This is a genomic window from Streptomyces sp. NPDC006624 (assembly GCF_040611555.1).
Taxonomy (GTDB): Bacteria; Actinomycetota; Actinomycetes; order Streptomycetales; family Streptomycetaceae; genus Streptomyces.
Map to the genome: position 1 here is coordinate 62,256 of NZ_JBEXOM010000018.1, position 26,635 is coordinate 88,890.

Annotated in this window: 23 protein-coding genes; 7 read left to right on the forward strand and 16 right to left on the reverse strand. The window is 71.4% G+C overall.

Annotation, left to right across the window (positions count from 1 at the left end; translation table 11 throughout):
- Nucleotides 1–84: 84 nt before the first annotated feature.
- From glmS to ABZY20_RS28260, 3 genes are all read right to left on the reverse strand, one after another.
- On the reverse strand, nt 85–1,902 hold the full coding sequence (gene glmS / locus ABZY20_RS28250) for a glutamine--fructose-6-phosphate transaminase (isomerizing) (RefSeq protein WP_356444879.1): 1,818 nt from the start codon (nt 1,900–1,902) through the stop codon (nt 85–87).
- A gap of 12 nt (nt 1,903–1,914) precedes the next feature.
- Nucleotides 1,915–2,172, reverse strand: a complete 258-nt coding sequence (locus ABZY20_RS28255; RefSeq protein ID WP_030241288.1) for a hypothetical protein — start codon at nt 2,170–2,172, stop codon at nt 1,915–1,917.
- A gap of 138 nt (nt 2,173–2,310) precedes the next feature.
- Nucleotides 2,311–3,189: a DUF4429 domain-containing protein gene (locus ABZY20_RS28260; RefSeq protein WP_356444881.1), complete on the reverse strand. Its 879-nt coding sequence runs from the start codon at nt 3,187–3,189 to the stop codon at nt 2,311–2,313.
- 80 nt (nt 3,190–3,269) lie between these two features.
- On the opposite strand from ABZY20_RS28260, the gene ABZY20_RS28265 reads away from it, so the two are divergent.
- Nucleotides 3,270–4,874, forward strand: coding sequence for a beta-N-acetylhexosaminidase (locus tag ABZY20_RS28265; protein ID WP_356444883.1), 1,605 nt, complete (start codon nt 3,270–3,272; stop codon nt 4,872–4,874).
- A gap of 152 nt (nt 4,875–5,026) precedes the next feature.
- Here ABZY20_RS28265 and ABZY20_RS28270 read toward each other — a convergent pair whose 3' ends face one another.
- The 7 genes from ABZY20_RS28270 to ABZY20_RS28300 all read right to left on the reverse strand — a co-directional run bounded on the left by ABZY20_RS28270 (nt 5,027) and on the right by ABZY20_RS28300 (nt 13,106).
- Complete coding sequence (locus ABZY20_RS28270; protein WP_356444885.1) at nt 5,027–6,796, reverse strand: IucA/IucC family siderophore biosynthesis protein; 1,770 nt, start codon at nt 6,794–6,796, stop codon at nt 5,027–5,029.
- Nucleotides 6,793–7,344 (reverse strand): GNAT family N-acetyltransferase, encoded by a 552-nt coding sequence (locus ABZY20_RS28275; RefSeq protein ID WP_356444887.1) that lies wholly within the window; start codon nt 7,342–7,344, stop codon nt 6,793–6,795. The genes ABZY20_RS28270 and ABZY20_RS28275 overlap by 4 nt, the downstream gene beginning before the upstream one ends.
- The gene (locus tag ABZY20_RS28280) at nt 7,341–8,618 is read right to left on the reverse strand and encodes a lysine N(6)-hydroxylase/L-ornithine N(5)-oxygenase family protein (protein WP_356444889.1); all 1,278 of its coding nucleotides are present in this window, start codon (nt 8,616–8,618) and stop codon (nt 7,341–7,343) included. The genes ABZY20_RS28275 and ABZY20_RS28280 overlap by 4 nt, the downstream gene beginning before the upstream one ends.
- Nucleotides 8,602–10,044, reverse strand: a complete 1,443-nt coding sequence (desA, locus tag ABZY20_RS28285) for a lysine decarboxylase DesA (protein ID WP_356444891.1) — start codon at nt 10,042–10,044, stop codon at nt 8,602–8,604. Before desA ends, ABZY20_RS28280 begins: the two co-directional genes overlap by 17 nt.
- Before the next feature lie 154 nt (nt 10,045–10,198).
- Nucleotides 10,199–11,053, reverse strand: coding sequence for a siderophore-interacting protein (locus ABZY20_RS28290; protein ID WP_356444893.1), 855 nt, complete (start codon nt 11,051–11,053; stop codon nt 10,199–10,201).
- 67 nt (nt 11,054–11,120) lie between these two features.
- The gene (locus ABZY20_RS28295; protein WP_356444895.1) at nt 11,121–12,164 is read right to left on the reverse strand and encodes an ABC transporter substrate-binding protein; all 1,044 of its coding nucleotides are present in this window, start codon (nt 12,162–12,164) and stop codon (nt 11,121–11,123) included.
- A 204-nt stretch (nt 12,165–12,368) separates the two neighbouring features.
- Nucleotides 12,369–13,106 carry a hypothetical protein gene (locus ABZY20_RS28300; RefSeq protein ID WP_356444897.1) on the reverse strand — a complete coding sequence of 246 codons (738 nt, stop codon included), beginning with the start codon at nt 13,104–13,106 and terminating at the stop codon, nt 12,369–12,371.
- Here ABZY20_RS28300 and ABZY20_RS28305 point away from each other — a divergent pair.
- A complete protein-coding gene (locus ABZY20_RS28305) occupies nt 13,075–13,560 on the forward strand; it encodes a polymorphic toxin-type HINT domain-containing protein (protein ID WP_356444899.1) in 486 nt (161 codons plus the stop codon). The genes ABZY20_RS28300 and ABZY20_RS28305 overlap by 32 nt on opposite strands.
- 13 nt (nt 13,561–13,573) lie before the next feature.
- Nucleotides 13,574–13,885: an Imm53 family immunity protein gene (locus tag ABZY20_RS28310; protein WP_356444901.1), complete on the forward strand. Its 312-nt coding sequence runs from the start codon at nt 13,574–13,576 to the stop codon at nt 13,883–13,885.
- Between the two features lie 110 nt (nt 13,886–13,995).
- Here the strand turns inward: ABZY20_RS28310 and ABZY20_RS28315 are convergent, their stop codons facing one another.
- Genes ABZY20_RS28315 through ABZY20_RS28330 form a run of 4 tightly spaced genes read right to left on the reverse strand, consistent with a single transcriptional unit; the run spans nt 13,996 to nt 19,656 of the window.
- On the reverse strand, nt 13,996–15,156 hold the full coding sequence (locus ABZY20_RS28315) for an acyl-CoA dehydrogenase family protein (protein ID WP_356444903.1): 1,161 nt from the start codon (nt 15,154–15,156) through the stop codon (nt 13,996–13,998).
- Between the two features lie 5 nt (nt 15,157–15,161).
- Nucleotides 15,162–16,112 carry a hydroxymethylglutaryl-CoA lyase gene (locus ABZY20_RS28320; protein WP_356444905.1) on the reverse strand — a complete coding sequence of 317 codons (951 nt, stop codon included), beginning with the start codon at nt 16,110–16,112 and terminating at the stop codon, nt 15,162–15,164.
- Nucleotides 16,109–18,025, reverse strand: a complete 1,917-nt coding sequence (locus tag ABZY20_RS28325; RefSeq protein WP_356444907.1) for an acetyl/propionyl/methylcrotonyl-CoA carboxylase subunit alpha — start codon at nt 18,023–18,025, stop codon at nt 16,109–16,111. Before ABZY20_RS28325 ends, ABZY20_RS28320 begins: the two co-directional genes overlap by 4 nt.
- Nucleotides 18,026–18,039: 14 nt before the next feature.
- Entirely contained in the window at nt 18,040–19,656 is a 1,617-nt protein-coding gene (locus tag ABZY20_RS28330) for a carboxyl transferase domain-containing protein (RefSeq protein WP_356444909.1), read from the reverse strand.
- A gap of 86 nt (nt 19,657–19,742) precedes the next feature.
- Here ABZY20_RS28330 and ABZY20_RS28335 point away from each other — a divergent pair, with 86 nt between their 5' ends.
- The 3 genes from ABZY20_RS28335 to ABZY20_RS28345 all read left to right on the forward strand — a co-directional run bounded on the left by ABZY20_RS28335 (nt 19,743) and on the right by ABZY20_RS28345 (nt 22,652).
- Nucleotides 19,743–20,336 carry a TetR/AcrR family transcriptional regulator gene (locus ABZY20_RS28335; protein WP_356444911.1) on the forward strand — a complete coding sequence of 198 codons (594 nt, stop codon included), beginning with the start codon at nt 19,743–19,745 and terminating at the stop codon, nt 20,334–20,336.
- Nucleotides 20,337–20,562: 226 nt separating this feature from the next.
- Complete coding sequence (locus tag ABZY20_RS28340) at nt 20,563–21,720, forward strand: acyl-CoA dehydrogenase family protein (RefSeq protein ID WP_356444913.1); 1,158 nt, start codon at nt 20,563–20,565, stop codon at nt 21,718–21,720.
- Between the two features lie 35 nt (nt 21,721–21,755).
- Nucleotides 21,756–22,652 carry an acyl-CoA thioesterase II gene (locus tag ABZY20_RS28345; protein ID WP_356444914.1) on the forward strand — a complete coding sequence of 299 codons (897 nt, stop codon included), beginning with the start codon at nt 21,756–21,758 and terminating at the stop codon, nt 22,650–22,652.
- On the opposite strand, the gene ABZY20_RS28350 is transcribed toward ABZY20_RS28345, so the two are convergent.
- Both ABZY20_RS28350 and ABZY20_RS28355 read right to left on the reverse strand, forming a co-directional pair.
- Nucleotides 22,645–23,433: a phosphatase gene (locus ABZY20_RS28350; RefSeq protein WP_356444916.1), complete on the reverse strand. Its 789-nt coding sequence runs from the start codon at nt 23,431–23,433 to the stop codon at nt 22,645–22,647. The two genes, ABZY20_RS28345 and ABZY20_RS28350, sit on opposite strands and share 8 nt — an antisense overlap.
- Before the next feature lie 93 nt (nt 23,434–23,526).
- Nucleotides 23,527–25,002, reverse strand: coding sequence for a PucR family transcriptional regulator (locus tag ABZY20_RS28355; protein ID WP_356444918.1), 1,476 nt, complete (start codon nt 25,000–25,002; stop codon nt 23,527–23,529).
- 129 nt (nt 25,003–25,131) lie between these two features.
- Here ABZY20_RS28355 and ABZY20_RS28360 point away from each other — a divergent pair, with 129 nt between their 5' ends.
- On the forward strand, nt 25,132–26,598 hold the full coding sequence (locus ABZY20_RS28360; protein ID WP_356444920.1) for a sodium:solute symporter: 1,467 nt from the start codon (nt 25,132–25,134) through the stop codon (nt 26,596–26,598).
- Nucleotides 26,599–26,635: the final 37 nt, after the last annotated feature.

The window sequence follows — 26,635 nt, forward strand, 5'->3', positions numbered from 1 at the left end:
GCTGTTCGCGCGGGGGGCTGTTCGCGCTCACGCGGCGAAGCCGCACATCGATACAGCCCCGCGCCCCTGAGAGGGGAAGGCCGGCTACTCCACCGTCACCGACTTGGCCAGGTTCCTCGGCTTGTCGATGTCGCGGCCGAGGGCCAGGGCCGTGTGGTACGCCAGGAGCTGGAGCGGGATGCCCATCAGGATCGGGTCCAGCTCGTCCTCGTTCTTCGGGACGACGATCGTCTCGTCGGCCTTCTCCTGGTGCTGGTGGGCCACCGCGAGGATCTTGCCGCTGCGGGCCTTGATCTCCTCCATGGCGGCGCGGTTCTTCTCCAGCAGGTCGTCGTCGGGGACGATCGCGACCGTCGGCAGGGCCGGCTCGATCAGGGCCAGGGGGCCGTGCTTGAGCTCGGAGGCGGGGTAGGCCTCGGCGTGGATGTAGGAGACCTCCTTGAGCTTCAGGGAGGCCTCGCGGGCCACCGGGTAGCCCCGGACGCGGCCGATGAAGAGCATCGAGCGGGCGTCCGCGAACTGCTGGGCCAGCTTCCTGACGTCCTCCTCCTGCTCCATGATCTCGGCGATCTGCGCGGGCAGCTTGCGCAGGCCCTCGATGATCCGCTTGCCGTCGCGCACCGACAGGTCGCGGGTGCGGCCGAGGTGCAGCGCGAGGAGGGCGAAGGCGACCGTGGTGTTGGTGAAGCACTTGGTGGAGACCACGCAGACCTCGGGGCCGGCGTGCACGTAGATGCCGCCGTCGGCCTCGCGGGCGATCGCCGAGCCGACCACGTTCACCACGCCCAGGACGCGGGCGCCCTTGCGCTTCAGCTCCTGCACGGCGGCCAGCACGTCGTAGGTCTCGCCGGACTGGGAGACGGCGACGTAGAGGGTGTCGGGGTCGACGACCGCGTTGCGGTAGCGGAACTCCGAGGCCGGTTCGGCGTCGGCGGGGATGCGGGCCAGCTCCTCGATCATCTGGGCGCCGATCATGCCCGCGTGGTACGAGGTGCCGCAGCCGAGGATCTTCACGCGGCGGATGCGCCGGGCCTCGCGGGCGTCCAGGTTGAGGCCGCCCAGGTGCACGGTGGAGAAGCGGTCGTCGATGCGGCCGCGCAGCACGCGGTCCACGGCGTCGGCCTGCTCGTGGATCTCCTTGTGCATGTAGGTGTCGTGGCCGCCCATGTCGTAGGAGGCGGCCTCCCACTCGACGGTGGTGGGCTCGGCGGTGGTGCGCGTGCCCTCGGTGGTGTAGGTGCGGAAGTCGTCGGCCTTGAGGGTGGCCATCTCGCCGTCGTCGAGGGTGACGATCTGGCGGGTGTGGGTGACCAGCGCGGCTATGTCCGAGGCGACGAACATCTCCTTCTCGCCGATGCCGAGGACGACCGGGGAGCCGTTGCGGGCGACGACGATGCGGTCGGGGAAGTCGGCGTGCATGACGGCGATGCCGTAGGTGCCCTCGATGAGCCGGAGGGTCTCGCGGACCTTGTCCTCCAGCTTGGTCGCCTGCGAGCGGGCGATGAGGTGCACCAGAACCTCGGTGTCGGTCTCGGAGAGGAACTCGACGCCGTCCGCCTCCAGCTTGCGGCGCAGGTCGGAGGCGTTGTCGATGATGCCGTTGTGGACGACGGCGACCTTGCCCTCGGCGTCCAGGTGCGGGTGCGCGTTCACGTCGGAGGGGGCGCCGTGGGTCGCCCAGCGGGTGTGGGCGATGCCGGTGGTGCCCTTGAAGCGGGCCGGGACCTTGGCCTCCAGGTCGCGGACGCGGCCCTTGGCCTTGACCATCCTCAGGCCGGAGGCCTTCGGGGAGGTGACGACGATGCCCGCGGAGTCGTAGCCGCGGTACTCCAGGCGCTGCAGGCCCTCCAGGAGCAGGGGAGCGACGTCACGCTTCCCGATGTATCCGACGATTCCGCACATGTATACGTATTCCTAGCCGTAGACGATGCGCCGCAGCTGCCGGAGCGAGAGCTCCGGCGGGGCCACCGCGCGGTACTTGAGGTCCGCCTCGATCCGCTCGAAGATCGCCGCGTTGACCAGGCCCTGGGCCTGGAGCTCGCGGTGGCGGCGACGGACGTACTCCTCGGTCGTCTCGTCGAAGTAGGCGAGCACGTCCTGGATCACCCGCAGCGCCTCGCCCCTGCTGAGAGGGCTGGACCGCGTCAGATGATCAACGAGTTCGTCGTGCACCCGGTAGATCCTGAAGCACGGGCGCGCCTTTCGCAAGAATTCTGCCCGTTTTCGGGCAGCGGCCTACGAGCTTCCTGTATATATGAGCTTTCCGTACAGGTGACCCGGGCGGGGCGGCTGCGGGACGCCCCGCAGGTCTCACATCCGCTTGAGGACCGCCTGCTTGGCCAGGGCGAACTCGTCGTCGGTCAGCACGCCCGTGCGGTGCAGGTCGCCCAGCTCGCGCAGGCGGCGCAGCAGGGCGTCGTGATCGTCCTCGGCGCTGGCGGCCGGTGCGGCGGGCGGCTCCGGCCGGGTGCCGGCCGGGAGGGCGGCCCGGGCCGGGTGCGGGAGCCGCGCCTGGACCGCCGCGGCGACCAGGGCCATCAGCGGGTCCTTCCTGAAGCCCCACAGCTCCACGGCGTTCGGGTCGTACTTGGGCGGGGCCTTGGTGGGCGCGTTCCGCACGGTGAAGCGGAGGTGGCCGTTCTCCAGTCCGGCCGCGGGCTGCCACTCCACGCCCGTGATGTCCTCCAGCGCGAGGGTGCGGGCGCCGGCGGCGGCCTTGGCGTCCTCCGTCTTCCAGTTCCACTCCAGGCGTATGCGCTCCCCGTCGAAACCGGCGGTGCCGTCCCCGGCGGAGACCGACAGCGGGACGGCCGGGCCCGGCAGCAGGTACTCGGTCACGGGGCCGGACGGCACCTGGTCCAGCAGCAGCGCGTTGCGGACCTCGTCCGCGACGTACTCGGCGACCCCGTAGCGGTCGGACTCGACCGTCAGCTGGTACGGGTCATGGGGCTCGGTGAGCCGTCCGCCGGTCGCCTGCAGCAGGGGATCGGCGCCGTCCCGCAGGCGCAGCCGCAGCCGTCCGCTCCTCTTGCCCTGCTCGAACGAGATCCCCGCCAACGCGCCCAGCGGGACGACCAGTTCCCCCAGCTCCCGGCGTAACAGGCCGACGTTCTTGTCCCGTCCGGGAGTCAGTCGCAGGGTCTCGCCGTCGAAGATCCACGAGCCGTCCTTCTGGATGATTTCCGCCATGGGGTGGATTGTTCCATCAGTGTCCCGGGATAGTGGTCCAGACCTCTTGGAGCTCAACGGCTCACGGAAGGGACGGTTTTGTGAGAGACGGTCTCGCACGACAGCACCACAGAGCGCTTCGCCTTCTCGGATCCCTGCTGCTCGTCGCGGTGGGCGTCGGCGTCACCGGGGCCGCTCCGGCGCAGGCGGTGACCCCCACCCCGCTCGACCGGGTCGTACCGGCCCCCGCCTCCGCCGAACCCGGCGGCAGCCCGTACCGCATCACCCGCGGCACCCACATCCGCGTCGACGGCCCGCGGGAGGCACACCGCGTCGCCGAGTACCTCGCCGGTGTCCTGCGGCCCTCCACCGGCTACCGCCTCCCGGTCACCACCGAAGGGGCGGGCGGCATCCGGCTCCGGCTCGACCGGGGCGACCACGGGCCCGAGGGCTACCGGCTGGACAGCGGCCGCCGCGGCGTCACGATCAGCGCCGGGACCCCCGCCGGCCTCTTCCACGGCGTCCAGACCCTGCGCCAGCTCCTCCCGGCGGCCGTCGAGAAGGACACCGTCCAGCCCGGCCCCTGGCCGGTCGCCGGCGGCACCATCACCGACAGCCCGCGCTACGGCTGGCGCGGGGCCATGCTGGACGTCTCCCGGCACTTCTTCACCGTCGACCAGGTCAAGCGCTACGTCGACCAGCTCGCCCTCTACAAGTTCAACAAGCTGCACCTGCACCTCAGCGACGACCAGGGCTGGCGCATCGCCGTCGACTCCTGGCCGCGCCTGGCGACCCACGGCGGCTCCACGCAGGTGGGCGGCGGCCCCGGCGGCTACTACACCAAGGCGCAGTACAAGGAGATCGTGCGGTACGCCGCCTCCCGCCACCTGGAGGTCGTCCCCGAGATCGACATGCCGGGCCACACCAACGCGGCCCTCGCCTCCTACGCCGACCTGAACTGCGACGGCGTGGCACCCCCGCTGTACACCGGCACCGAGGTGGGCTTCAGCTCGCTGTGCGTCGGCAAGGAGATCACGTACGACTTCGTCGACGACGTGATCCGGGAGCTGGCCGCGCTCACGCCGGGCCGCTACCTGCACATCGGGGGCGACGAGGCGCACTCCACCAGTCACGAGGACTACGTGACGTTCATGGACCGGGTGCAGCCGGTCGTCGCGAAGTACGGCAAGACGGTCGTCGGCTGGCACCAGCTGACCGGCGCGAACCCGGCGAAGGGCGCCCTCGCGCAGTACTGGGGACTGGACCGCACGAGCCCGGAGGAGAAGGCGCGGGTGGTCAAGGCCGCGCAGAGCGGGACGGGGCTGATCCTGTCCCCGGCCGACCGGGTGTACCTCGACATGAAGTACACCGAGGACACGCCGCTGGGGCTGTCCTGGGCGGGGTACGTCGAGGTGCGGCGGTCCTACGACTGGGACCCGGGGGCGTATCTGCCCGGGGTGCCGGCGGATGCCGTACGGGGCGTGGAGGCGCCGATGTGGTCGGAGACGATCGAGAACTCCGGGCACATCGAGTACATGGCGTTCCCGCGCCTGCCGGGCGTCGCCGAGCTGGGCTGGTCGCCGGCGGCCACGCACGACTGGGAGCGGTACAGGGTGCGGCTCGCCGCGCAGGCCGAGCGGTGGGATGCGCTGGGCATGGAGTGGTATCGGTCGCCGCAGGTGCCGTGGGGTTCCGGCGGGGGGTGAGTCTCCGCGGGTGCGTGGGGGCTGGCCGCGCCCGCGCGGCGGAGCCGCCGCACATCGACACGGCCCCGCCCCTGAGGGGGCTCTGCCGCGCGCCCCTGGAAACGACGGGCACCCCGGAGGACCGTACTCCGGGGTGCCCGTCCGCCGGGAGGTCAGAAGTCCGCTAGGGGATTCTTCAGGGTGCCCACCAGCTGGAGCGCGCCGGACGGGTCCGACAGGTCCACCATCTGCTGGTTGTTGCGCAGCTGGAGACGGTTCAGGCACGACAGCGCGAACTCGGGGGCGAACATGTCGTACTGCCGGAACTTGTCGGCGAGTTCGGGCGTCGACTCCTGGTACGCGCGGGTGACCTCGGCGACCGTGCGCCAGAAGTCGTCCTCCGCCAGGATCCCCTCGGTGGCGAGGTTCGCCGCGAGGAAGCGGAAGAAGCAGTCGAAGACGTCCGTGAAGATGGACAGGAGCTTCTTGTCCTCCGGGACCTCCACGCGCAGCCGCTCCACCGCCGGCGGCAGCACCGCGTCCGGGTCCATGACCGCGATCTCCTCGGCGATGTCCTTGTAGATCGCGCGCTGCACGACCCCGTCCTTCAGCACCAGGATGACGTTCTCGCCGTGCGGCATGAAGACCAGGTCGTAGGCGTAGAAGCTGTGCAGCAGCGGGGTGAAGTACGCCTGGAGGTAGCGGCGCAGCCACTCCGCCGGTGCCAGGCCCGACCGCTCGATCAGCGCACCCGCGACCGACGCCCCCTGGTGGTCGACGTGGACCAGGGAGGCCATGGTGGCCAGCGACTCGCCCTCCCTCAGGGACGGCACCGGGCTCTCCCGCCACAGCGCGGCGAGCATCTTGCGGTACGGCGAGTACCGGTCGGTCGCCTGCTCGTACTCCAGGTGCCGGTAGCCGACGGCGGCCCGCTCCCGGATGATCGACAGGCCGGTGGACTTCAGCACCGGGTCGCCCTCGATGAGCTGGGCCAGCCAGTCGTTGATCGCGGGGGTGGCCTCCATGTAGGCGGCCGACAGTCCGCGCATGAAGCCCATGTTGATGACGGACAGGGCCGTCTTCACGTAGTGCTTTTCGGGGCTGGTGCGGTTGAAGAAGGTGCGGATGGACTGCTGGGCCAGGTACTCGTCGTCGCCCTCGCCCAGGCACACCAGGTGCTCCCGGGCGACCTCCGCCGCGAAGGTGACGGAGAGCTTGTTCCACCACTGCCAGGGGTGGACCGGGATGAACAGGTAGTCCGCCGGGTCCAGGCCCTTCTCGCGCAGCACGCCGTGGAAGCGCTCGACGGTCGCCTCGCCCAGCTCCCCGCGCAGGAACGACTCGTACGCGATGCCGGCACCGGCCGTGAACGCCGCCCGCGAGCGGTGCGCGGCCAGCCACACCAGGCGGACCGGGTTCGCCGTCTCGGGCGCGTAGGAGAGGTACTCGTGGATGCCGAAGCCGAGCCGCCCGTTGTTGGCGACGAAGCAGGGGTGGCCCTCGGTCATCGAGGACTCGACGGTCTGGAAGTCGGCGCGGGCCAGCTCGGCGGCCGTCGTCTCCGGCTTGGTGAGCTTGTAGCAGGTGCCGGACAGGGTGGAGGAGATCTCCTCCAGGTAGACCGGCAGGATGCTGTCGCTCAGGCCCAGGGACTCGCGGAGTTCGATGAAGAAGTCCAGTGCGGCGAGCGGCAGTTCGGCGCCGCCGCGGTGGCGGGTGATCGACTCGGGCGCCACCTGCCAGTGGTCCAGGGCCCGGCGTGCGGCGGTGAAGCGGTAGCTCGTCGCGCCGTCGTCGCTGCGGACGACGTACTGGTCGCCGTCCCGCTCGGGGGTGAGGAGCCGCTCGTGCGCGAACTCGGCGAGCGCTTTGCGGATCAGCAGGCGGTTGGCCAGGTCCCAGCGCTCGGGGGACAGGTGCGCCACGGCGTCGGACAGGGTCATATCGCCACTCCTCGGGCAGCGGAGAACTGCTCACGCGTGCAGAAGCTCAGCAGCGCGCGCTTCTCCGGCTTGTCGATCTCGCGCTCGGGGACGAAGCCGACGGCCTCGTTGAGGGCGTGCACCGCCTTGTTGCGGACGTCGGGCTCCACCACGACCCGCCGGGTGCCGGGGTCGGCGAACAGCTCCTCCATCACGGCCGTGATGACGGCCCGGGTGAAACCGTGGATCGGCCGGTCGGTCGGGGCGACCAGGAAGTGCATGCCGACGTCGCCGGGCTCCGGGTCGTACAGCCCGGCCAGCTCCACGTACCGCGGGTCGTACTTCTCCATCAGGAACGCCGGCCGGCCCTCGTGCAGGCCGAGGCAGGCGTGGTGGTGCTCGTGCGCGGCGATGCGCAGGTACTCGCGCTCGACGTCCTCCAGGGTCGCGTCCTGCATCATCCAGTAGGCGGCCTTGGGGTGCGTGACCCAGGAGTGCAGCAGCGCGGCGTCCTTCAGCGGGTCGAGCGGGCGTACGGTCAGGGCGCCGATGGGGCGGGTGGTGCTCATACCGCGAACTCCTGGAAGGCGATGGTCTTCTCGACCGGGTAGTACTCGGAGCCGAGCATCTCCCGGATGATGTACGCGTTGCGGTACGGGCCCATGCCCAGGTCCGGGCTGGTGATGCTGTGGGTGTGGACGCCCGCGTTCTGCAGGAAGATCCCCCGGCCCGTGACGTCGATGGCGTAGTTGCGGGCGACGTCGAAGTTGCCCTGGGAGTCGTAGACGAGCCGGTCCCGGACCGGCGCCAGGAACTCCGGCTCGGCGTACCGGTAGCCGGTCGCCAGGATCAGGCCCTGCGACTGAAGCTCGAAGTCCTTGCCCTGCTCCTCCTGGCGGAAGCCCAGCCGGTAGGTGCCGTCCTCGTACCGGGCGCTGTGCAGCGCGGAGTTGGTGAGCAGCCGGGTGGGGACCGGGCCGCCGAGGTTCTTCCGGTAGAGCAGGTCGAAGATCTCGTTGACGAGGTCGCCGTCGATGCCCTTGAACAGGCCCTTCTGCTCGGCGGTGAGGCGGTAGCGGGTGGCCTCGGGCAGCGCGTGGAAGTAGTCGACGTACTCCGGGGACGTCATCTCCAGCGTGAGCTTGGTGTACTCCAGCGGGAAGAAGCGCGGGGAGCGGGTGACCCAGTTCAGCCGGTAGCCGTGGACGTCGATCTCGCCGAGCAGGTCGTGGTAGATCTCGGCGGCCGACTGGCCCGAGCCGACCAGGGTGATCGAGTCCTTCCGCTGCAGCTCCGCCTTGTGCTCCAGGTAGCGGGAGTTGTGGATGAAGTCGCCGCCCAGGCCCCGGCAGGCGTCGGGGATGTGGGGCGGGGTGCCGGTGCCGAGGACCAGGTGGCGGGCCCGGTAGGTGTCGCCGCCGGCGGTCCGCACCACGTACAGCCCGTCCTCGTGGGTCACCTCGGTGACGGTCGTGCCGAAGCGGATGCTGCTCAGTTTCTGGGCGGCCCAGCGGCAGTAGTCGTCGTACTCGACCCGCAGCGGGTAGAAGTTCTCGCGGATGTAGAACGAGTAGAGGCGGCCCTTCTCCTTCAGGTAGTTGAGGAAGGAGTACGGGGACGTCGGGTCGGCGAGGGTGACCAGGTCCGACATGAACGGGGTCTGCAGATGGGCGCCGTCGAGGAACATGCCCGAGTGCCACTCGAAGTCGGGCTTCGACTCCAGGAAGACGCCGTCGAGTTCGCGGATCGGCTCGGTCAGGCAGGCGAGGCCCAGGTTGAACGGGCCGAGCCCGATCCCCACGAAGTCATGGACCAAGGCGGGGCTTTCAGGACGCGCGGTCAAGGGACTCTCCCAGGTACTGCTCGGCGTGGCCGGCGATCAGATCGAGGACGGCCGCGATGTCGGACGTCTGCGTCTCGGGGTTGAGCAGGGTGAACTTCAGGTAGTGACGGTCGCCGACCTTGGTGCCCGCGACGACGGCGTCACCGGAGGCGAACAGGGCCTTGCGGGCGTAGAGGTTGGCGCGGTCGATCTCGGCGGGGTCGGTGACGGACCCCGGGATGTAGCGGAAGACCAGGGTGGACAGGCTCGGCTCGACCACCACGTCGAAGCGCGGGTCGGCGGCGAGCAGCTTCCAGCCCTCCCGCGCCAGCGCGCACACCTCGTCGAAGAGCTGCCCGATGCCGTCGGCGCCCATGGTGCGCAGCGTCATCCACAGCTTGAGGGCGTCGAAGCGGCGGGTGGTCTGCAGGGACTTGTCCACCTGGTTGGGGATGCGTTCCCGCACCATGCGGCGGGGGTTGAGGTACTCGGCGTGGTAGGTGGCGTGGCGCAGCGTGGCGGCGTCGCGCACCAGCAGGGCCGAGGAACTCACCGGCTGGAAGAAGGACTTGTGGTAGTCGACGGTGACGGAGTCGGCGCGCTCGATGCCGTCCAGGCGGTCCCGGTGCTTCAGGGAGGCGAGCAGGCCGCAGCCGTAGGCGGCGTCGACGTGCATCCAGGTGTCGAACTGCTCGCACAGCCCGGCGATCTCGGGCAGCGGGTCGATGGAGCCGAAGTCGGTGGTGCCGGCGGTGGCCACGACCGCCATGGGGAGGAGACCGTCCCGCCGGCAGCGCTCCAGCTCGCGGGCGAGGGCCACGGTCTGCAGGCGCTTGTCGTGGTCGACGGGGACGGACACCACGGCGTCCGGGCCGAGCCCGAGCAGCTTCGCGGACTTCTTCACGCTGAAGTGGCTGACCTCGGAGGCGAAGATGCGCAGTTTCGCCAGGTCCTGGGTCTTGGCCTCCTCGCGGGCCAGCAGCAGCGCCTGGAGGTTGGACTGGGTGCCGCCGGAGGTGAACACCCCGTCGGCGGCCGGGCCGAGGCCGATGCGCTCAGCCGTCCAGTCGATCAGTTTCCGCTCGATGAGGGTGCCGCCGGCCGACTGGTCCCAGGTGTCCAGCGAGGAGTTCACGGCGGACAGGACGGCCTCGCCGAGGACGGCCGGGATGACGACCGGGCAGTTGAGGTGGGCCAGGTATCGGGGGTGGTGGAAGTAGATCGCGTCCCGGAGGTAGACCTCCTCCAGTTCGTCCAGCACGGCGGCGGTGTCGTGCAGCGGCTGGTCGAGGTCGATCCCGTCGATGCGGGGGGCGAGGGCGTCGACGGTGACGCCGGTGAACGGCCGGTCGGTGGCGGCGAGTTTGGCGGCCACCCGCTCGACTCCGGCGGTCACGGAGCGGCGATACCGCTCCGCGGTGGTGTCGTTGAGCAGGTGCGAGCGCATGTGGGGGTCCTCCGGTGGGGACAGTCCGGTGCGGGTCAGGGAGCGGGCCGAGCCGCGGTCTGACTTAGGTTAGCCTAACCTAAGTCGCCTGTGGATCAGTCGGAGTCGTGACCATGATCACGCGTGGTGCCCGAGAGGTGGCGAGGAGCAGGGGTCAGCGCTCCGCCCGCAACTGCTCCTCGCTCATCCCGCGACGCCAGTAGCCGACGAACGTGACCCGGCGGCGGTCGATCCCGCGCTCCCGCACGAAGTGCCGGCGCAGTTCCTTCACGCACCCGGACTCACCGGCGATCCAGACGTACGGCCGCCCGGCGGACGGCAGCCGGGCGGCGCGCAGGGCGTCGAGGGCCATGGGGGAGCCCTCGGCGCCCCGGTCCTCGCGCACCAGCCAGGTGATCTCGGCGTCGGCCTCGGTGACCAGGTCCTGGATGTCCCCGGCGTGCGGGACCTCCAGCCAGACGCGGGCCCGGGTGCCGGGCGGCAGCGCCTCGACGATGGCCGAGGCGGCCGGTACGGCGGTCTCGTCGCCCCAGACGACCACGAGATCGGTGTCCCCCGGCGGCCGGAAGCGGATGGCCCGGTTGTCGGCGACGGCGGGGCCGAGCAGCAGCACACGGTCGCCCGCGGCGGCCCGGGCGGCCCAGCGGGAGGCCGGGCCGGCCTGGACGCCGGCGCCCGGCCCGATGCCGTGCAGGGCGAAGTCGATGTCGATCTCGTCCGGGTCGCGGCGCAGCCCGCGCAGCGTGTACGACCGCATCACGGCCCGGACGTCGTCCGGCAGTTCACGCCACCCCTGCCACCAGCCGTCGCCGAGTTCGAGCGGCACGACCGGCTCGGGCTGCCCGGGGTGCGGCAGGAACAGCGACAGCGACTGGTCGTGCCCGTCGGAGTGGAAGGCGTGTAGATCGGGCCCCGCGAAGGTGACCCGGACCAGAGACGGCCCGAGCCGCCTCGTCCGCGCGACCTGGAGGGAGAAGAAGCGGAACGGGGCGGCTACGGCGGTGGTCATGAAGGGACTCCCGAGTCGTCGTCAGGGACGGGGGCGCCCCGGGCGGCGTCCCCGCGGTGCTGAGCGCCTAGCTGACCTTCTTCGCGGTCTCGAGGGCCTTGGCCAGGTTCTCGACGAGCGGCACGCACTTGTCGTAGGACAGGATCGGCTCGGCGGAACGCGGGATGACCTGACCGGCCTTGACCGCGGGCAGCTTCTTCCACGTCGCCTCGGTGATGTCGTCCGGCTGGATGGCCGAGGTGCGGTCGTCCATCATGATGATGTCCGCCGCGTACTTGTCGACGTTCTCCCAGCTCAGGCTCTCGAACCAGCCGCCGCCCTCGGACTTGGCCTTCTCCGGCGGCTCGACGAAGTTCACGCCGAGGGCCTTGAAGTACTCCAGGTCCACGGAGAGGTTGGTGCCGGAGACGTAGAACAGCTCCTGGCTCGCCGAGCCGGCCATCACCTTGAGGTCGGGGTGCGCCTTGGCGGCCTTGCGCAGCCGTTCGGACGCCTCCTCGAACCGCTTCTTCGCGTCGGCGGCCTTCGCGGCCTTCATGTCGCCGCCGAGGGACTCGGCCAGCTCCCACATCCGCTGCAGCGGGGCGGTGAGCTGACGGTCGTACACCGATATGCCGGCGCTCGGGGCGAGCTTGGCGATCTTGTCCTTGGAGGCCTCGGGGACGTACCAGAGCGTGCCGGCGTCGTCGAACATCGTGGAGATCAGCACGTCGGGGGCGAGGGCCGCGTACTTCTCGACGTTGAACTGGTCCCAGGTGTTGCCGAGGACGGTGACCTTGCTGATGTCCATGTCGCCGGCCTGGACGTCGGGCTTGCCGTCCGGCGTCCTGGTGGGGCCGAAGACGCCCTTGACGGAGATGCCGTAGTCGTGGAGGGCGGCGGCGACGCCGGTGAAGGCGACGATGTTCGCCGGGACCTTGCCGAGCTTCACCGTGGTGCCGCGGTCGTCCTTGAAGGACCACGGACCGGACTTGGCGGCACCCGTCGCGTCCGAGCCGCCGTCCTCGGAGTCCCCGCTGCCGCACGCGGTCACGAGGGCGCCGAGTCCGAGGGCGCCGCCGGCGGCGAGGATGCCGCGGCGGGAGAAGCGGGCGGTGCTGGCGTTCGGCATGACGGGGTCTGCTTTCGTGCGTACGGAGCCACGGCGGGGCACGGCGAAGACCCGCCCGGCTGGAACGAGGTAACGAGGATTAGGTTAGCCTAACCTCAGATCTTGTCCAGGGGGCGTTGATATGCGTGCCCGGGGGAGGGGGCGGGAATGCCGGCGGAACCCGTGATCCGGATCACGGGTACCAGGGCTTCCCGGCCGCGCCGCCTAGGAGTTGAGGCGCCGCGTCACGGCCCGTACCAGGTCGGTGCGGGCGACCTGGAGCGCGAACTCCTCCCCGCCTTCCACCGTCGGCTTCGCGTACCAGGGCAGGCCGCGGCGGCGCCACTTGGCGGGGGCGAGGTGCGGGGGAGCGGGCGGCAGCGGCACGGTCCAGGGGCCCAGCCGGAGCCGCCCCTTCCACAGCCCGGAAGGCAACTCCGTGACGGGCACCCGCACCAGGAAGTCACCACCGGCCTGCGAGGCCGGTCGGGCCGGGAAGTCGGCGCTGTGGCCGCAGCCGTCCTCCAGGTGGACGGCGAGAGCGCCGTCCGGGGCGGCGGCCAGTGTGCAGCGGCCGGCGAACTCCAGTTCCGTGGGCGAGTCGGGGGCCCAACGCACAGTGGCGACGTTCAGCTGCGGCAGGACGGCGTGCTTCCGCTCGCCGATGTCGAGCGTGAAGTTGCCGTGCGGTGTGGTGGCGTACAGCGTCACAGCGCGCATGTCGTCGCCGGTGTCGACGACATGCGTCGTCGGGGCACCGGAGACCTGGGCGCCCCGGTTGCTGCCGATGCGGACCTCGCGGGAGACGCCCTGTGCGCCGATGGCGAGGGAGATGTCCCAGAGTCCCTCGGGAAGCGGTGCGCCGTCGCAGGCGGTGGTGAGGTCGACGGCGACCTCGAAACCGGCCTTGTCGTAGACGTATCCGTTCTGGGTGCCGGAGCTCGGGGAGTGGGTCGATGCCACCGATCTGAAGGCCGGAGCATGGCTGCGGACCCGTGAGGGGGCGCGTGTCCAGGTCGCTTCCCTGGAGCGGTGGACGGTCGGTTCGGCCGCGGTTCACAACCTCACAGTCCGTGATCTGCACACCTACTATGTGGTGGCGGGTGACGAAAGTCTTCTCGTGCACAATATGGGAGGACGAAAGCCTGGTCAGCGACCCAATTACGATGCTGAAGGTCCTCACACCACCTTTGTCCGCCACGGCGGAACGGGGCAGATCAAGAAGTATGCGGAGTGGGCGCCGCAGTCCAACCCGCGTAATCCGGCTCCTTGGGAACTCGTGAAAAGGTTCGACCTCGAAGGGCCCGCGCATACGAATGCGGACGGTACGGTGGTAGAAACGCCGCACATCAATCTTCCGAACGGGGGTGACGCGCGTGCGCCGGAAGACTGGGAAAGGCCCCTCGGGTGCCCGTGATGAGGACCGAGGTATGCGTTACATCCAGTCCTGGTACGCAGCCAACTGCGATGGTGAATGGGAGCACGAGTTCGGCATCAGGATCGCCACGACGGACAATCCCGGTTGGCACATTCACATCGATGTGAGCGAAACGAATTTGGAAGGTGTTCTCGTTCCGCGCGAAAGGCGCGATCTCTCAGGCGGAGAATGGATGATCGCATGGAGTGATGGGAAAGTCTTCCAGGCGGCCTGCAGTCCTCTGGCCCTTCGTGACGTGGACGCCCTCTTCGAAAGGGTGGCTGAGGGCTCCGCCAGCGATGAGGCGGAGAAGCCGGAACGCTGAGGTGAACAAAGGATGGGGCCTTCCGCATGTAGTGCGGAAGGCCCCTTCTCCGTGCCTGGGCGGCGCCCGGTGGTGGCCTGCACCGAGGTCGGCGCAGGCCGCGCTCGAGGTCAGCCCACCAACCCCAACTCCCGCGCGATCAGCATCCGCTGGACCTCGCTCGTGCCCTCGCCGATCTCCAGGATCTTGGAGTCGCGCCACATGCGGGCGACCGGGTACTCGTTCATGAAGCCGTAGCCGCCGTGGATCTGGGTGGCCTCGCGGGCGTTGTCGACCGCGACCGTGGAGGAGTGGAGCTTCGCCAGGGCCGCTTCCTTCTTGAAGGGGTCGCCCGCGACCAGGCGGGCCGCCGCGTCGCGCCAGGCGAGGCGGGCCGTGTGGGCCTTCATCTCCATGTCCGCGATCTTGAACTGGATCGCCTGGTTCGCGGCGATCGGCCTGCCGAAGGCGTGGCGTTCCCTGGCGTACTTGACCGACTCGTCGACGCAGCCCTGGGCCAGGCCGGTGGCGAGCGCCGCGATCGCGATGCGGCCCTCGTCGAGGATGCGCAGGAACTGGGCGTAGCCGCGGCCCTCCTCGCCCAGGAGGCTCGCCGCCGGGACGCGGACGTCCGTGAAGGACAGCTCGCGGGTGTCCGAGGCGTTCCAGCCGACCTTCGAGTACGGGGCCGCGACCGTGAAGCCGGGGGTGCCGGAGGGGACGATGATGGAGGAGATCAGCGGCTTGCCGTCGGGCTTGCGGCCCGTGACCGCCGTGACCGTCACCAGGCCCGTGATGTCCGTGCCCGAGTTGGTGATGAAGCACTTGGTGCCGTTGATGACCCACTCGTTCGTCGACTCGTCCAGCCGCGCCGTCGTGCGGGTCGCGCCCGCGTCGCTGCCGCCGTCCGGCTCCGTCAGGCCGAACGCGCCCAGCAGTTCGCCCGAGCAGAGGCGGGGGAGCCACTCCCGCTTCTGGGCCTCCGTGCCGTAGAGGTGGATCGGCATCGCGCCGAGGGAGACGCCGGCCTCCAGGGTGATGGCCACCGAGGAGTCGACCCGCGCCAGCTCCTCCAGGGCCACGCCCAGCGCCAGGTAGTCGCCGCCCATGCCGCCGTACTCCTCCGGGAACGGCAGGCCGAACAGGCCCATGCGGCCCATCTCCCGGACTATCTCGTAGGGGAACTCGTGCCGCTCGTAGAAGTCGCCGATCTTGGGCGCCACGACCTCGTGCGCGAACTCCTCGACCGTGCGGCGGAGTTCTTCCAGCTCGGGGGGAAGGCGGTAGTCCATGGTGGTCACTGCTCCTCGGTGTCCTCGTGGGACAGGGCTCGGACGGTGCGGGACGGGCTGGGTCGGCCCAGGTGGGCGGCCATCCACGCGCTGGTGGCGACGAGGCGGCCGAGGTCGATGCCGGTGTCGATGCCGAGGCCCCGCAGCATCCACACGAGGTCTTCGGTGGCGAGATTGCCGGTCGCCGACTTCGCGTACGGGCAGCCGCCGAGGCCGCCCGCCGAGGCGTCGACCGTCGTCACGCCCTGCTGGAGGGCAGCGAGGGTGTTGGCCAGCGCCTGGCCGTAGGTGTCGTGGAAGTGGACGCCGAGGGCAGAGGCCGGGATTCCCGCCTCGTCCAGGGCCGCGAGGAGCGCGACCACGTGGCCCGGGGTCGCCACGCCGATCGTGTCGCCCAGGCTCAGCTCGTCGCAGCCCATGTCCAGCAGGGCGCGGCAGACCCGGACCACCTGGGGGACCGGGACCGCGCCCTCCCAGGGGTCGCCGAAGCACATGGACAGGTAGCCGCGGACGTGGACGTCGTCCGCCTTCGCCCGGGCCACCACCGGCTCGAACATCGCCAGCGCCTCGTCCACCGTGCGGTTGAGGTTGGCCTTGGCGAAGGACTCCGTGGCGCTGGCGAAGACCGCGACACGGCGGGCGCCCAGCGCGAGGGCGCGGTCCAGGCCCCGTTCGTTCGGGACGAGGACCGGCAGGGCCACCGGGAGGTCGCTGACGAGCGGGAACAGCTGCTCGGCGTCCGCCAGCTGGGGGACCCACCTGGGGTGGACGAAGCTGGTCGCCTCGATCGTGGTCAGGCCCGCCTCGGCCAGGCGGCGGATGAACGCCGCCTTGATCTCGGTGGGGACGGCCGCCTGCTCGTTCTGCAGGCCGTCGCGCGCGCCCACCTCGTGGATGCGGACCCGGGCGGGCAGGTCCGCGGCCGGGACGGTCATCGGGAGCCCCGGGACTGTCATTCCGCCGCCTCCTCGTTCGGTGCGATGACCGCCAGGACCTGGTCCATGGCGACCGTGGTGCCGGGCGAGACGTCCAGCTCGGTGACCTTGCCGGCGTGCGGGGCGGAGATGACGTGCTCCATCTTCATCGCCTCCACCACGAGCAGGCTCTGACCGGCGCTCACCTCGTCGCCGACGGCCACCTTCACCACTGTCACCGTGCCCGGCATCGGCGCGGTCAGCGAGTCGGCGCCCGCGTGGGCCGCCCGGGTGAGGGACGCGGCCACCGGGTCGTGGTCGCGCACGTGCCAGGCGTCGCCGTCGCGGCCGAGCCAGTCGGCGGCGCGGTGGAAGGTGTGGCGGACGCCGTCCAGGGTCACCACGACCCGGTCGCCGGTGACCGTCGCCGTACCGCGCGGGGTGTACTCCAGCGGCTCCCGCACCCGGAGGTGGAAGGCCGGCGGCTTCGGTGTGCCGCCCAGGCGCCAGCCGCTGGGGACCGAGAAGGGGTCCGTCCAGCCGCCCGGCTCCGGCTGCAGGGCCTCCCCGCGGACGGCCGCCGCCGCCTCGTAGACCTCCTCCGGCACCTCCGTGGCGACCAGGTCCTCCACCTCGCGCTCGACCAGGCCGGTGTCCATGTCGCCGGAGACCACCGCCGGGTGGGCGAGCAGGCGGCGCAGGAAGCCGGCGTTGGTCTGCACGCCCAGCGTGACCGTGTCCGCCAGGGCCGCGCGGAGCTTGCGCAGGGCGGTCGCGCGGTCGGGGCCGTACGCGATGACCTTGGAGAGCATCGGGTCGTAGAGGCTGCCCACCTCGGTGCCCTCCGTGAGGCCCGAGTCCGTGCGGACGCCGTCGCCCTGCGGCTCGCGCAGCCTCAGCACCGTGCCGCCGGAGGGGAGGAAGCCGCGGGAGGGGTCCTCGGCGCAGATCCGGGCCTCCACCGCATGGCCCGTCAGCCGTACGTCCTCCTGGGTGAAGCCCAGGGGCTCCCCGGCCGCCACCCGCAGCTGCCACTCGACCAGGTCCAGGCCGGTGACGAGCTCCGTGACCGGGTGCTCCACCTGGAGGCGGGTGTTCATCTCCATGAAGTAGTACGACGACGGGTCGGTGCCCGGGACGATGAACTCCACCGTGCCCGCGCCCCGGTAGCCGCAGGAGCGGGCCGCCTGGACCGCCGCCTCGCCCATCGCCGCGCGCGTCCGCTCGTCGAGGAGCACGCTGGGCGCCTCCTCGATGATCTTCTGGTGGCGGCGCTGGAGGGAGCACTCGCGCTCGCCCAGATGCACCACGTTGCCGTGGCCGTCGGCCAGGACCTGGATCTCGATGTGGCGGGGGCGGTCGATCCAGCGCTCGACGAGGAGCGTGTCGTCGCCGAAGGAGGCGCGGGCCTCGCGGCGGGCCGAGGCGATCTCCTCCTCCAGCCGGGTCAGGTCCCGCACCAGGCGCATGCCCTTGCCGCCGCCGCCCGCGCTCGGCTTCAGCAGCACCGGCGCGCCCAGCTCGCGGGCCGCCTCGGCCAGCTCCGGGTCCCGGCCGCCGGGAACCACCGGCACCCCGGCCTCGCGGACCGTCTCCTTGGCGCGGATCTTGTCGCCCATCAGCGCGATCGCGTCCGCCGGGGGGCCGATGAAGACCAGTCCGGCCTCGGCGCAGGCGCGCGCGAAGGCGGCGTTCTCGGCGAGGAAGCCGTAGCCCGGGTGGACGGCCTGGGCGCCGGTGCGGGCCGCGGCCTCCAGGAGGCGCTCCACCGACAGGTAGCTCTCCGACGCGGGGGCCGGGCCGATCCGCACCGCCGTGTCCGCCTCGCGGACGTGCCGGGCGTCGGCGTCCGCGTCGGAGAAGACGGCCACCGAGCGCACGCCCATCGACCGCAGCGTCCGGATGACGCGCACGGCGATCTCGCCCCGGTTGGCCACCAGTACTGTCTCGAACATCGTCGTCCGTCCCCTCACATCCGGAAGACGCCGAACTGGGGGTCACCCAGGGGCGCGTTGGCACACGCGGTCAGGGCCAGGCCGAGGACCTGACGGGTGTCCATCGGGTCGATCACACCGTCGTCCCAGAGGCGGGCCGTCGCGTAGTAGGCGTTGCCCTGGCGCTCGTACTGGGCGCGGATCGGGGCCTTGAAGGCGTCCTCGTCCTCCGCGGGCCAGGACTCGCCGCGCGCCTCCAGCTGGTCGCGCTTGACGGTCGCGAGCACCGAGGCGGCCTGCTCGCCGCCCATGACCGAGATCTTGGCGTTCGGCCACATCCACAGGAAACGGGGGGAGTACGCCCGGCCGCACATCGAGTAGTTCCCCGCGCCGTACGAGCCGCCGACGACGACCGTGAGCTTCGGCACGCGCGTGCACGCCACGGCCGTGACCATCTTGGCGCCGTGCTTGGCGATGCCGCCCGCCTCGTAGTCCTTGCCGACCATGAAGCCCGAGATGTTCTGCAGGAACAGCAGCGGGATGCCGCGCTGGTCGCACAGCTCGATGAAATGGGCGCCCTTCTGGGCGGACTCGGAGAACAGGATGCCGTTGTTGGCGACGATGCCCACCGGGTGGCCGTGGATCCGGGCGAAGCCGGTGACCAGGGTCTGGCCGAACTCGGACTTGAACTCGGCGAAGCGGGAGCCGTCGACGACCCGGGCGATGATCTCGCGCACGTCGTACGGGGTGCGGGAGTCGACCGGGACCGCGCCGTACAGGCCCTGCGGGTCGACCTTGGGCTCGATCGCCTGCGTGACCTCCCAGGGGAGGGGGCCCCGGGTGGGGAGGGTGGAGACGATCGTGCGGACGATGCGCAGGGCGTGCGCGTCGTTCTCCGCGAGGTGGTCCGTGACGCCCGAGATCCGGGAGTGGACCTCGCCGCCGCCGAGCTCCTCCGCGGTGACGACCTCGCCGGTGGCCGCCTTCACCAGGGGCGGACCGCCGAGGAAGATCGTGCCCTGGTTGCGGACGATCACCGCCTCGTCGCTCATCGCCGGGACGTACGCCCCGCCGGCCGTGCACGAGCCGAGGACGGCGGCGATCTGGGGGATGCCGGCGCCGGACATGCGGGCCTGGTTGTAGAAGATCCGGCCGAAGTGCTCGCGGTCCGGGAAGACCTCGTCCTGCATCGGGAGGAAGGCGCCGCCCGAGTCCACCAGGTAGACGCAGGGGAGGCGGTTGTCGAGGGCGACCTCCTGGGCGCGGAGGTGCTTCTTGACCGTCATCGGGTAGTACGTGCCGCCCTTGACCGTGGCGTCGTTGGCGATGACCACCGTCTCGCGGCCGCTGACCCGGCCGATGCCGGCGATGACGCCCGCGGCCGGGGCCTGGTCCTCGTACATCCCGTCGGCCGCGAGCGGGGCCAGCTCCAGGAACGGTGAGCCCGGGTCGAGGAGGGTGTCCACCCGGTCGCGGGGGAGCAGCTTGCCGCGCGCGGTGTGGCGGGCGCGGGCCTTCTCGCCGCCGCCCTGTGCGGCCGCGGCCAGCTTGGTGCGCAGCTCCTCCACGAGGGTGCGGTGCGCCTCCTCGTTGGCCCGAAAGGCCTCCGACGCGGGGTCTGCCGCGCTCGTGAGCTCCGGTGCCTCGTGCATCCTGCGGGTCCCCTCACGTGTTAATGAGCGTTAACGCATTTCCTTCAGGTTAACGACCGCTAACCTCCCTGTCTAGAATTGATTTCATGGCCACCAGAACCGACGCCCCCACCCGCCGTGAGCAGATCCTCAAGGAGGCCGCGCGGCTGTTCGCCGAGCGGGGCTTCCACGGGGTCGGAGTCGACGAGATAGGCGCCGCGGTCGGGATCAGCGGGCCCGGTCTCTACCGGCACTTCGCGGGCAAGGACGCGATGCTCGCGGAGCTGCTGGTGGGGATCAGCGGGCAGTTGCTGACCGGGGCGAAGCGGAGGCTGGCGGAGGCGGACGGGGGTGGGCCGGAGGGGGTGCTCGACTCGCTGATCGAGGGGCATATCGACTTCGCGCTCGACGACCGGCCTCTGATCACCCTGCACGACCGGGAGCTGGACCGCCTGCGGGACAGCGACCGGAAGATGGTGCGGCAGCTGCAGCGGCAGTACGTGGAGCTGTGGGTGGAGGTCGTGCGGAAGGTCTACCCGGGGCTGGGGGAGCCGGCGGCGCGGTCCGCCGTGCACTCGGTGTTCGGGCTGCTGAACTCGACGCCGCACCTGGGGAGGGGCGGGTCGCTGCCGGGGCGGGGGGCGACGGCGGAGTTGCTGCACCGGATGGCGCGGGGGGCGTTCGCGGCGGCGGAGGGCTGACCTCACGCCCTTCGGCATCTCGGGCTTCCCGGTATCTCAGGCCCCTCGGCATCTCAGCCCTCCGGCACCTCGGGTGCCTCGACAGGTGCACCTCGCCCCGGGTTCACCCGGCGTCCCCGCGGCGTGACGAGCGTTACCCCGCCCCCACCCTGGACGGTGGTTGATACTCGCCGGTATCTTGAGTGAGCAAGCGCTTAGACATGCTGAGGTCCGTGGAGGTGGCGGCGTGCGCCGTACGGTGTTCAACGAGGATCACGAGGCGTTCCGGGAGACCATCCGCGCCTTCATCGAGGCCGAGGTCGTACCCGTGTACGACGAGTGGTTCGCGGCGGGTCAGGCGCCCCGCGACTTCTACTACAAGCTCGGTGAGCTGGGCATCTTCGGCATCAACGTGCCGGAGGAGTTCGGCGGTGCCGGCCTGGAGTCGCACAAGTTCGAGGCCGTGCTGTACGAGGAGACCGCCCGCGCCGGTGTCCAGTTCGGCGGCTCCGGCGTGCACGTGCTGCTCGCCCTGCCGTACATCAAGATGCTGGCGACGGACGAGCAGAAGAAGCGGTACCTGCCGAAGTTCGTCACCGGCGAGGAGATGTGGGCCATCGCGATGACGGAGCCGGGCACCGGTTCCGACCTCGCGGGCATGAAGTCCACCGCCAAGCTGAGCGAGGACGGCACGCACTACGTCCTCAACGGCGCCAAGACCTTCATCACGGGCGGCGTGCACGCCGACCGCGTGATCGTGTGCGCCCGCACCTCCGCGCCCACCGCCGAGGACCGCCGGCACGGCATCTCCCTGTTCGCCGTGGACACCAAGTCCGAGGGCTACTCCGTCGGCCGCAAGCTCGACAAGCTCGGCCTGCGCACCTCCGACACCGCCGAGCTCGCGTTCGTCGACGTCAAGGTCCCCGTCGAGGACCTCCTCGGCGAGGAGAACAAGGGCTTCTCCTACCTCGGCCACAACCTGGCCTCCGAGCGCTGGGGCATCGCCTTCGGCGCCTACGCCCAGGCCAAGGCCGCCGTCCGGTTCGCCAAGCAGTACGTGCAGGAGCGCACCGTCTTCGGCAAGCCGGTCGCGGCCTTCCAGAACACCAAGTTCGAACTGGCCGCCTGCCAGGCCGAGGTGGACGCCGCCGAGGCCGTCGCCGACCGCGCCACCGAGGCCCTGGACGCCGGTGAGCTGACGCCCGCCGAGGCCGCCTCCGCGAAGCTGTTCTGCACCGAGGTCGCGCACCGCGTCATCGACCGCTGCCTCCAGCTGCACGGCGGCTACGGCTACATGAACGAGTACCCGATCGCCCGCCTGTACGCGGACAACCGCGTCAACCGCATCTACGGCGGCACCAGCGAGATCATGAAGTCGATCATCGCGAAGGACATGGGGCTGTAAGCCGGCCGTAGTCATTGGCCGGTACAACAGTCCTCATGAGCCAGGCACTTCAGGACCTCCTCGATCTGCTCGACCTGGAGCAGATCGAGGAGGACATCTTCCGCGGCCGGTCCCGGTCCGCCGTCGTCCCGCGGGTCTTCGGCGGGCAGGTCGCGGCCCAGGCGCTCGTCGCCGCCGGGCGGACGGTCCCCGAGGACCGTCCCGCGCACTCGCTGCACGCGTACTTCCTGCGTCCCGGCGACCCCGGCGCGCCCATCGTCTACACCGTCGACCGGATCCGCGACGGCCGCTCCTTCACCACCCGGCGGGTGGTCGCCGTCCAGCACGGCAAGCCGATCTTCCACCTCTCGGCCTCCTTCCAGGTGGCCGAGGACGGCCTGGACCACCAGGAGCCCATGCCCCCCTCGCCCGATCCGGCCACGCTGCCCACGGGTGAGGAGCGGCTGCGCGGCTACGCGCACCTCGACCCGGGGGTCGTGGAGCGGTTCCTCGAGGCACGGGCCGCCGTCGACCTGCGGTACGTCGACGAGCCGCCGTACGGGAGGTTCGGCGAGCCGCGCGAGCCGCACTCGCAGGTCTGGTTCCGCACCAACGGCAAGCTCGCCGACGGTCCTCTGCTGCACGTCGTCCTCGCCACGTACGTCTCCGACATGACGCTGCTCGACTCGGTGCTGCTCGCGCACGGGCGCGGCGGCTGGGCCGTGGGGGACGTCGTCGGGGCCTCGCTGGACCACGCGATGTGGTTCCACCGGCCGTTCCGCGCCGACGAGTGGCTGCTGTACGACCAGGAGTCCCCGTCCGCGTCCGGCGGCCGGGGACTGGGCCAGGCCCGCATCTACACGCAGGACGGGCGGCTGGCCATCACCGTCATCCAGGAGGGCGTGGTCCGCGTCCCGCGCGGGCCGGGCGCCGGCGGGCCGGGCGCTAGCTGAGGCCCGCCTCCGCGAGCAGGTACGCCGTCATCGGGTCGTAGTGGCGCGGGCTGACCACGTGGTCGTCGAGGGGCACCGTCACCTGCACGGTGCCCTCCGCCTCGGCGATGAAGAGGGCCGGGTCGTTGCAGTCGGCGTAGCCGACGGAGTCGACGCCGTGCTGCCCCGCGTACCCCGCCCAGCCGTGGTCGGCGACGACCAGGTCGGGCAGCGGGCGGCCCTCGCGCTCCAGGCCCGTGAGAATCGCCTTCATCGGTTCGCCCGAGTGGGTGTGCCACAGGCTGGCGCCGTGCTCCAGGACGGCCACGTCCGCGAACTGCATGACGTAGCCCTCGTCCGTCGTCAGGCCGTCCGGGATGACGACGATCTCGCAGCCGGCCGTGCGCAGGGCCTGCGCGGTCGCACGGTGCACGTCGAGCAGGCCGCCGGGGTGGCCGGTGGCGAACAGCACGCGCTGGCCGCCGTCCGCCGCCTTGCGCAGCCGGCCGGCGAGGCGCTCCAGGGCCGCGACCGTCAGCTCGGGGTCGATGGTGTCCTGCCCGTAGCGGTGCTCCGGGTCGTCGTTCACACCGGCCCGTTCCGCCATCACCGCGAGGACGTCCTGCTCGTCGCTCCAGCGGTCGCCGAGTTCCAGGCCGAGCCAGTAGTGGCGGTCGCCGTTCGCCAGCTTGCGGTAGTGGGAGAGGTTGTTCTCGCGGGGGGTGGCGACGTCGCCCGCGATGCGCGTCCTGACGAGGTGTTCGACGAGTTCGGCGCGGCTGGGTGTCCCGGATATCGGCATGGCATCCATTGTGGGGCAGCCGCCTGTGGGCGTCCCTGGCGTATCGCACGCTGGGACGTGCGTCACGTACTCAGACGGACCCCGCTCGGGTACTCACAGCCGCCGCAGCGCGAACCAGAGTTCCATCCGGACGTCCGGGTCGTCGAGGTCCGCCCCCAGCAGGGCGGCGCAGCGGGCGACGCGCTGGCGGACGGTGTTGCGGTGCACGGACAGGGCGACGGCCGTGCGGTCCCAACTGCCGTGCAGGGAGAGCCAGGTGCGCAGGGTCTCGGTGAGGGCCGGGTGGTCCGTGACGGGGGCCAGGAGCGTGCGGGCGTGGGCCGCCGCCTCGCCGGGCGGCACCAGGTCGGCCAGGGCGGGGCGGGCGCTGTGCCGGACCAGCGGGGCGCGGGTCGCGCGGGCCCGGGCCAGGGCGCGGGCTGCCTGGGTGTCGGCGGCGGCCCAGTCCTCCGGGCCGGCGGGGGCGCTGACGCCCAGGGTCCAGCCGGGCAGCGGGTCCGGTGCCCGGCCGGCCGGGACCAGGACGCGTACGGTCTCGCCCGCCGGGTCGGCCAGGGCGGAACCGAGCGCGGCACCCACCGCGGAGGCCGCGACGGGGCCGGGGGCGCCGTCCGTGTCGGGCCGCGCGTGCACGACGACCCACGGCCCGTCGCCCAGCAGCGGGGCGACCTCCTCGGGCCGGGCGCCCAGCAGCAGCCGGACCAGGGCGGAGGAACGGGCCGTGCCGGTGCCGCTGAGCTGCTCGCCGGTGAGCAGGGTCAGCAGCACGGCCGCGACGGAGGCGACGGTGTGGTCGCCGGGGGCCCGCCGCGGGGTGGCGACCGCGAGCACGAATCCCTGCCCGGCGCCCAGACCCCAGGCGGCGAGGTGGAGGCCGGCGGCGGAGTCGGTCGCGGAGGCGGGGGCGGCGCGCTCGCCCGGGCCCTCGCCCGGCCGCACCACCTCCGCGAGCCGTGCCAGCGCCTGGCGCGCCTCGTCCTCCGGCTCCCGCCCCGCTCCCGCGATCTCCGTCCCCTCCGGCCCGTACAGCGCCGCCCACCCGCCCAGCCGCTGGGCGAGCCGGCGCAGGACGGAGGGGACCGGGTCGGGACGGGACGCGGCCGAGGCGAGGCTCTGCTGGGCCTCCGTCACCCGGCGCAGTTCGGACAGGCGGGCCTGCGCCATCAGCTGCCAGACCGCGCGGGCCACGCCTGAGAACGTGGTCCGGGGCGGCACCTCCAGCAGTGGCAGCCCGTGCCGGTCGCAGGCCGCGGCCAGCGCCTGCGGCACCGTGTCGTGCACCGGCGCGAGCCCGAAGCCCAACGCCGCGCCGCCCGCCGCCACGATCCGGGACACGTACCCGTCGAAGTAGTCCGGCCCCGCCCCCTCCGGGACGTGCACGCCCGCCGTGAGCAGCAGCTCCCCGCCCAGCAGATACGGGTACGGGTCCGCCATCTCGGAGGTGTGCACCCAGTGGACGACGACGCCGGGCGCGGACGGCCCGGCGATGTGCCGCAGGGCCAGGTCCTCCCGGGCCAGCAGGGCGGGCAGCGCGACCGGCGGAGTGGGCGGGACCGCCGGATCCGGCATGGTGTGCGTTCCCTCCACTCGGTGCGGCTCGAATGGATGAAACGTACACTTCGCAGTCGCTTTCCGGCCACCTAGGGTCAGTCCTCGTCAACCTCGTCCCCACGAGCGAGCGTGTGCGAAGGAGGCCCCATGGCCGTCGACTACCTCGTGATCGTCGTCTACCTGGCCGGAATGCTGGCCATGGGCTGGTGGGGCATGCGCCGCGCCCGGTCCAAGAGCGAGTTCCTCGTGGCCGGCCGCCGCCTCGGCCCGACCATGTACTCCGGCACCATGGCGGCGATCGTCCTCGGCGGCGCCTCCACCATCGGCGGGGTGGGGCTGGGCTACCAGTACGGCCTCTCCGGTGCCTGGATGGTCTTCACCATCGGCCTCGGCCTGCTGGCGCTGTCCGTCTTCTTCTCCGCCCGCATCGCCCGGCTGAAGGTCTACACCGTCTCCGAGATGCTCGACCTGCGGTACGGCGGCGGCCGGGCCGGGATCATCTCCGGTGTCGTCATGTGGGCGTACACGCTGATGCTCGCGGTGACCTCGACCATCGCGTACGCCACGATCTTCGACGTCCTGTTCGACCTGAACCGCACCCTCGCGATCGTGCTCGGCGGCTCGATCGTGGTGGCGTACTCCACGCTCGGCGGCATGTGGTCGATCACCCTGACGGACATGGTGCAGTTCGTCGTGAAGACCGTCGGCGTGCTGCTCCTGCTGCTGCCCATCGCCGTCGTCAAGGCCGGCGGGTTCGCCGAGATGAAGGCCCAACTGCCCACCGAGTACTTCGACCCGCTCGGCATCGGCGGCGAGACGATCTTCACCTACGTGCTGATCTACACCTTCGGCATGCTCATCGGGCAGGACATCTGGCAGCGCGTCTTCACCGCCCGCAGCGACCGCACCGCCAAGTGGGGCGGGACCGTCGCCGGCACCTACTGCCTCGCCTACGCCCTCGCCGGCGCCGTGATCGGCACGGCCGCCAAGGTGCTGTACCCGAAGCTGGGAAGCGCGGACGACGCCTTCGCGACGATCGTCAAGGACGAGCTGCCCGTCGGGGTGCGCGGCCTGGTGCTGGCCGCCGCCCTGGCCGCCGTGATGTCGACGTCCTCCGGCGCGCTGATCGCCTGCGCCACCGTCGCCAACAACGACATCTGGTCCCGGCTGCGCGGCCTCGGCAGGACGGAGGCCGCGGAGGACCGCGACGAGGTGAAGGGCAACCGCGCCTTCATCCTGCTGATGGGCCTCGCCGTCATCGCCACGGCCATCGCCATCGACAACGTCGTGGAGGCCCTGACCGTCGCCTACAACCTCCTCGTCGGCGGTCTGCTCGTGCCGATCCTCGGCGGGCTGGTGTGGAGGCGCGGCACGGTGCACGGCGCCCTGGCCTCCGTGGTGGTCGGCGGCGTCGCGGTGATCGTGCTGATGGCGACCCGGGGCATCCTCGCCAACGAGCCGGTCTACTACGGCCTGCTCGCCTCCCTCGCCGCCTACCTGGTCGTCTCCCTGGCCACCCCCGCCACCGACGCCGCCGTGCTCGCCGCCTGGCGCGAGCGGCTCGCCGGGCGCTCTCCCGAACGCCCGTCCGAACCGGTCCCGGCTTCCCAGTAGAGTCGTAGAGCAAGCAGCACATACGCGATGAAGCGTA

Coding starts and splice junctions, on each gene's coding strand:
- glmS (WP_356444879.1), bottom strand. CDS start 1,902: ATGTGCGGAATCGTCGGATACATCGGGAAGCGTGACGTCGCTCCCCTG.
- ABZY20_RS28260 (WP_356444881.1), bottom strand. CDS start 3,189: ATGGCGGAAATCATCCAGAAGGACGGCTCGTGGATCTTCGACGGCGAG.
- ABZY20_RS28270 (WP_356444885.1), bottom strand. CDS start 6,796: ATGACCCTGTCCGACGCCGTGGCGCACCTGTCCCCCGAGCGCTGGGAC.
- ABZY20_RS28275 (WP_356444887.1), bottom strand. CDS start 7,344: ATGAGCACCACCCGCCCCATCGGCGCCCTGACCGTACGCCCGCTCGAC.
- desA (WP_356444891.1), bottom strand. CDS start 10,044: ATGCGCTCGCACCTGCTCAACGACACCACCGCGGAGCGGTATCGCCGC.
- ABZY20_RS28290 (WP_356444893.1), bottom strand. CDS start 11,053: ATGACCACCGCCGTAGCCGCCCCGTTCCGCTTCTTCTCCCTCCAGGTC.
- ABZY20_RS28295 (WP_356444895.1), bottom strand. CDS start 12,164: ATGCCGAACGCCAGCACCGCCCGCTTCTCCCGCCGCGGCATCCTCGCC.
- ABZY20_RS28310 (WP_356444901.1), top strand. CDS start 13,574: ATGCGTTACATCCAGTCCTGGTACGCAGCCAACTGCGATGGTGAATGG.
- ABZY20_RS28315 (WP_356444903.1), bottom strand. CDS start 15,156: ATGGACTACCGCCTTCCCCCCGAGCTGGAAGAACTCCGCCGCACGGTC.
- ABZY20_RS28320 (WP_356444905.1), bottom strand. CDS start 16,112: ATGACAGTCCCGGGGCTCCCGATGACCGTCCCGGCCGCGGACCTGCCC.
- ABZY20_RS28325 (WP_356444907.1), bottom strand. CDS start 18,025: ATGTTCGAGACAGTACTGGTGGCCAACCGGGGCGAGATCGCCGTGCGC.
- ABZY20_RS28330 (WP_356444909.1), bottom strand. CDS start 19,656: ATGCACGAGGCACCGGAGCTCACGAGCGCGGCAGACCCCGCGTCGGAG.
- ABZY20_RS28335 (WP_356444911.1), top strand. CDS start 19,743: ATGGCCACCAGAACCGACGCCCCCACCCGCCGTGAGCAGATCCTCAAG.
- ABZY20_RS28345 (WP_356444914.1), top strand. CDS start 21,756: ATGAGCCAGGCACTTCAGGACCTCCTCGATCTGCTCGACCTGGAGCAG.
- ABZY20_RS28350 (WP_356444916.1), bottom strand. CDS start 23,433: ATGCCGATATCCGGGACACCCAGCCGCGCCGAACTCGTCGAACACCTC.
- ABZY20_RS28355 (WP_356444918.1), bottom strand. CDS start 25,002: ATGCCGGATCCGGCGGTCCCGCCCACTCCGCCGGTCGCGCTGCCCGCC.
- ABZY20_RS28360 (WP_356444920.1), top strand. CDS start 25,132: ATGGCCGTCGACTACCTCGTGATCGTCGTCTACCTGGCCGGAATGCTG.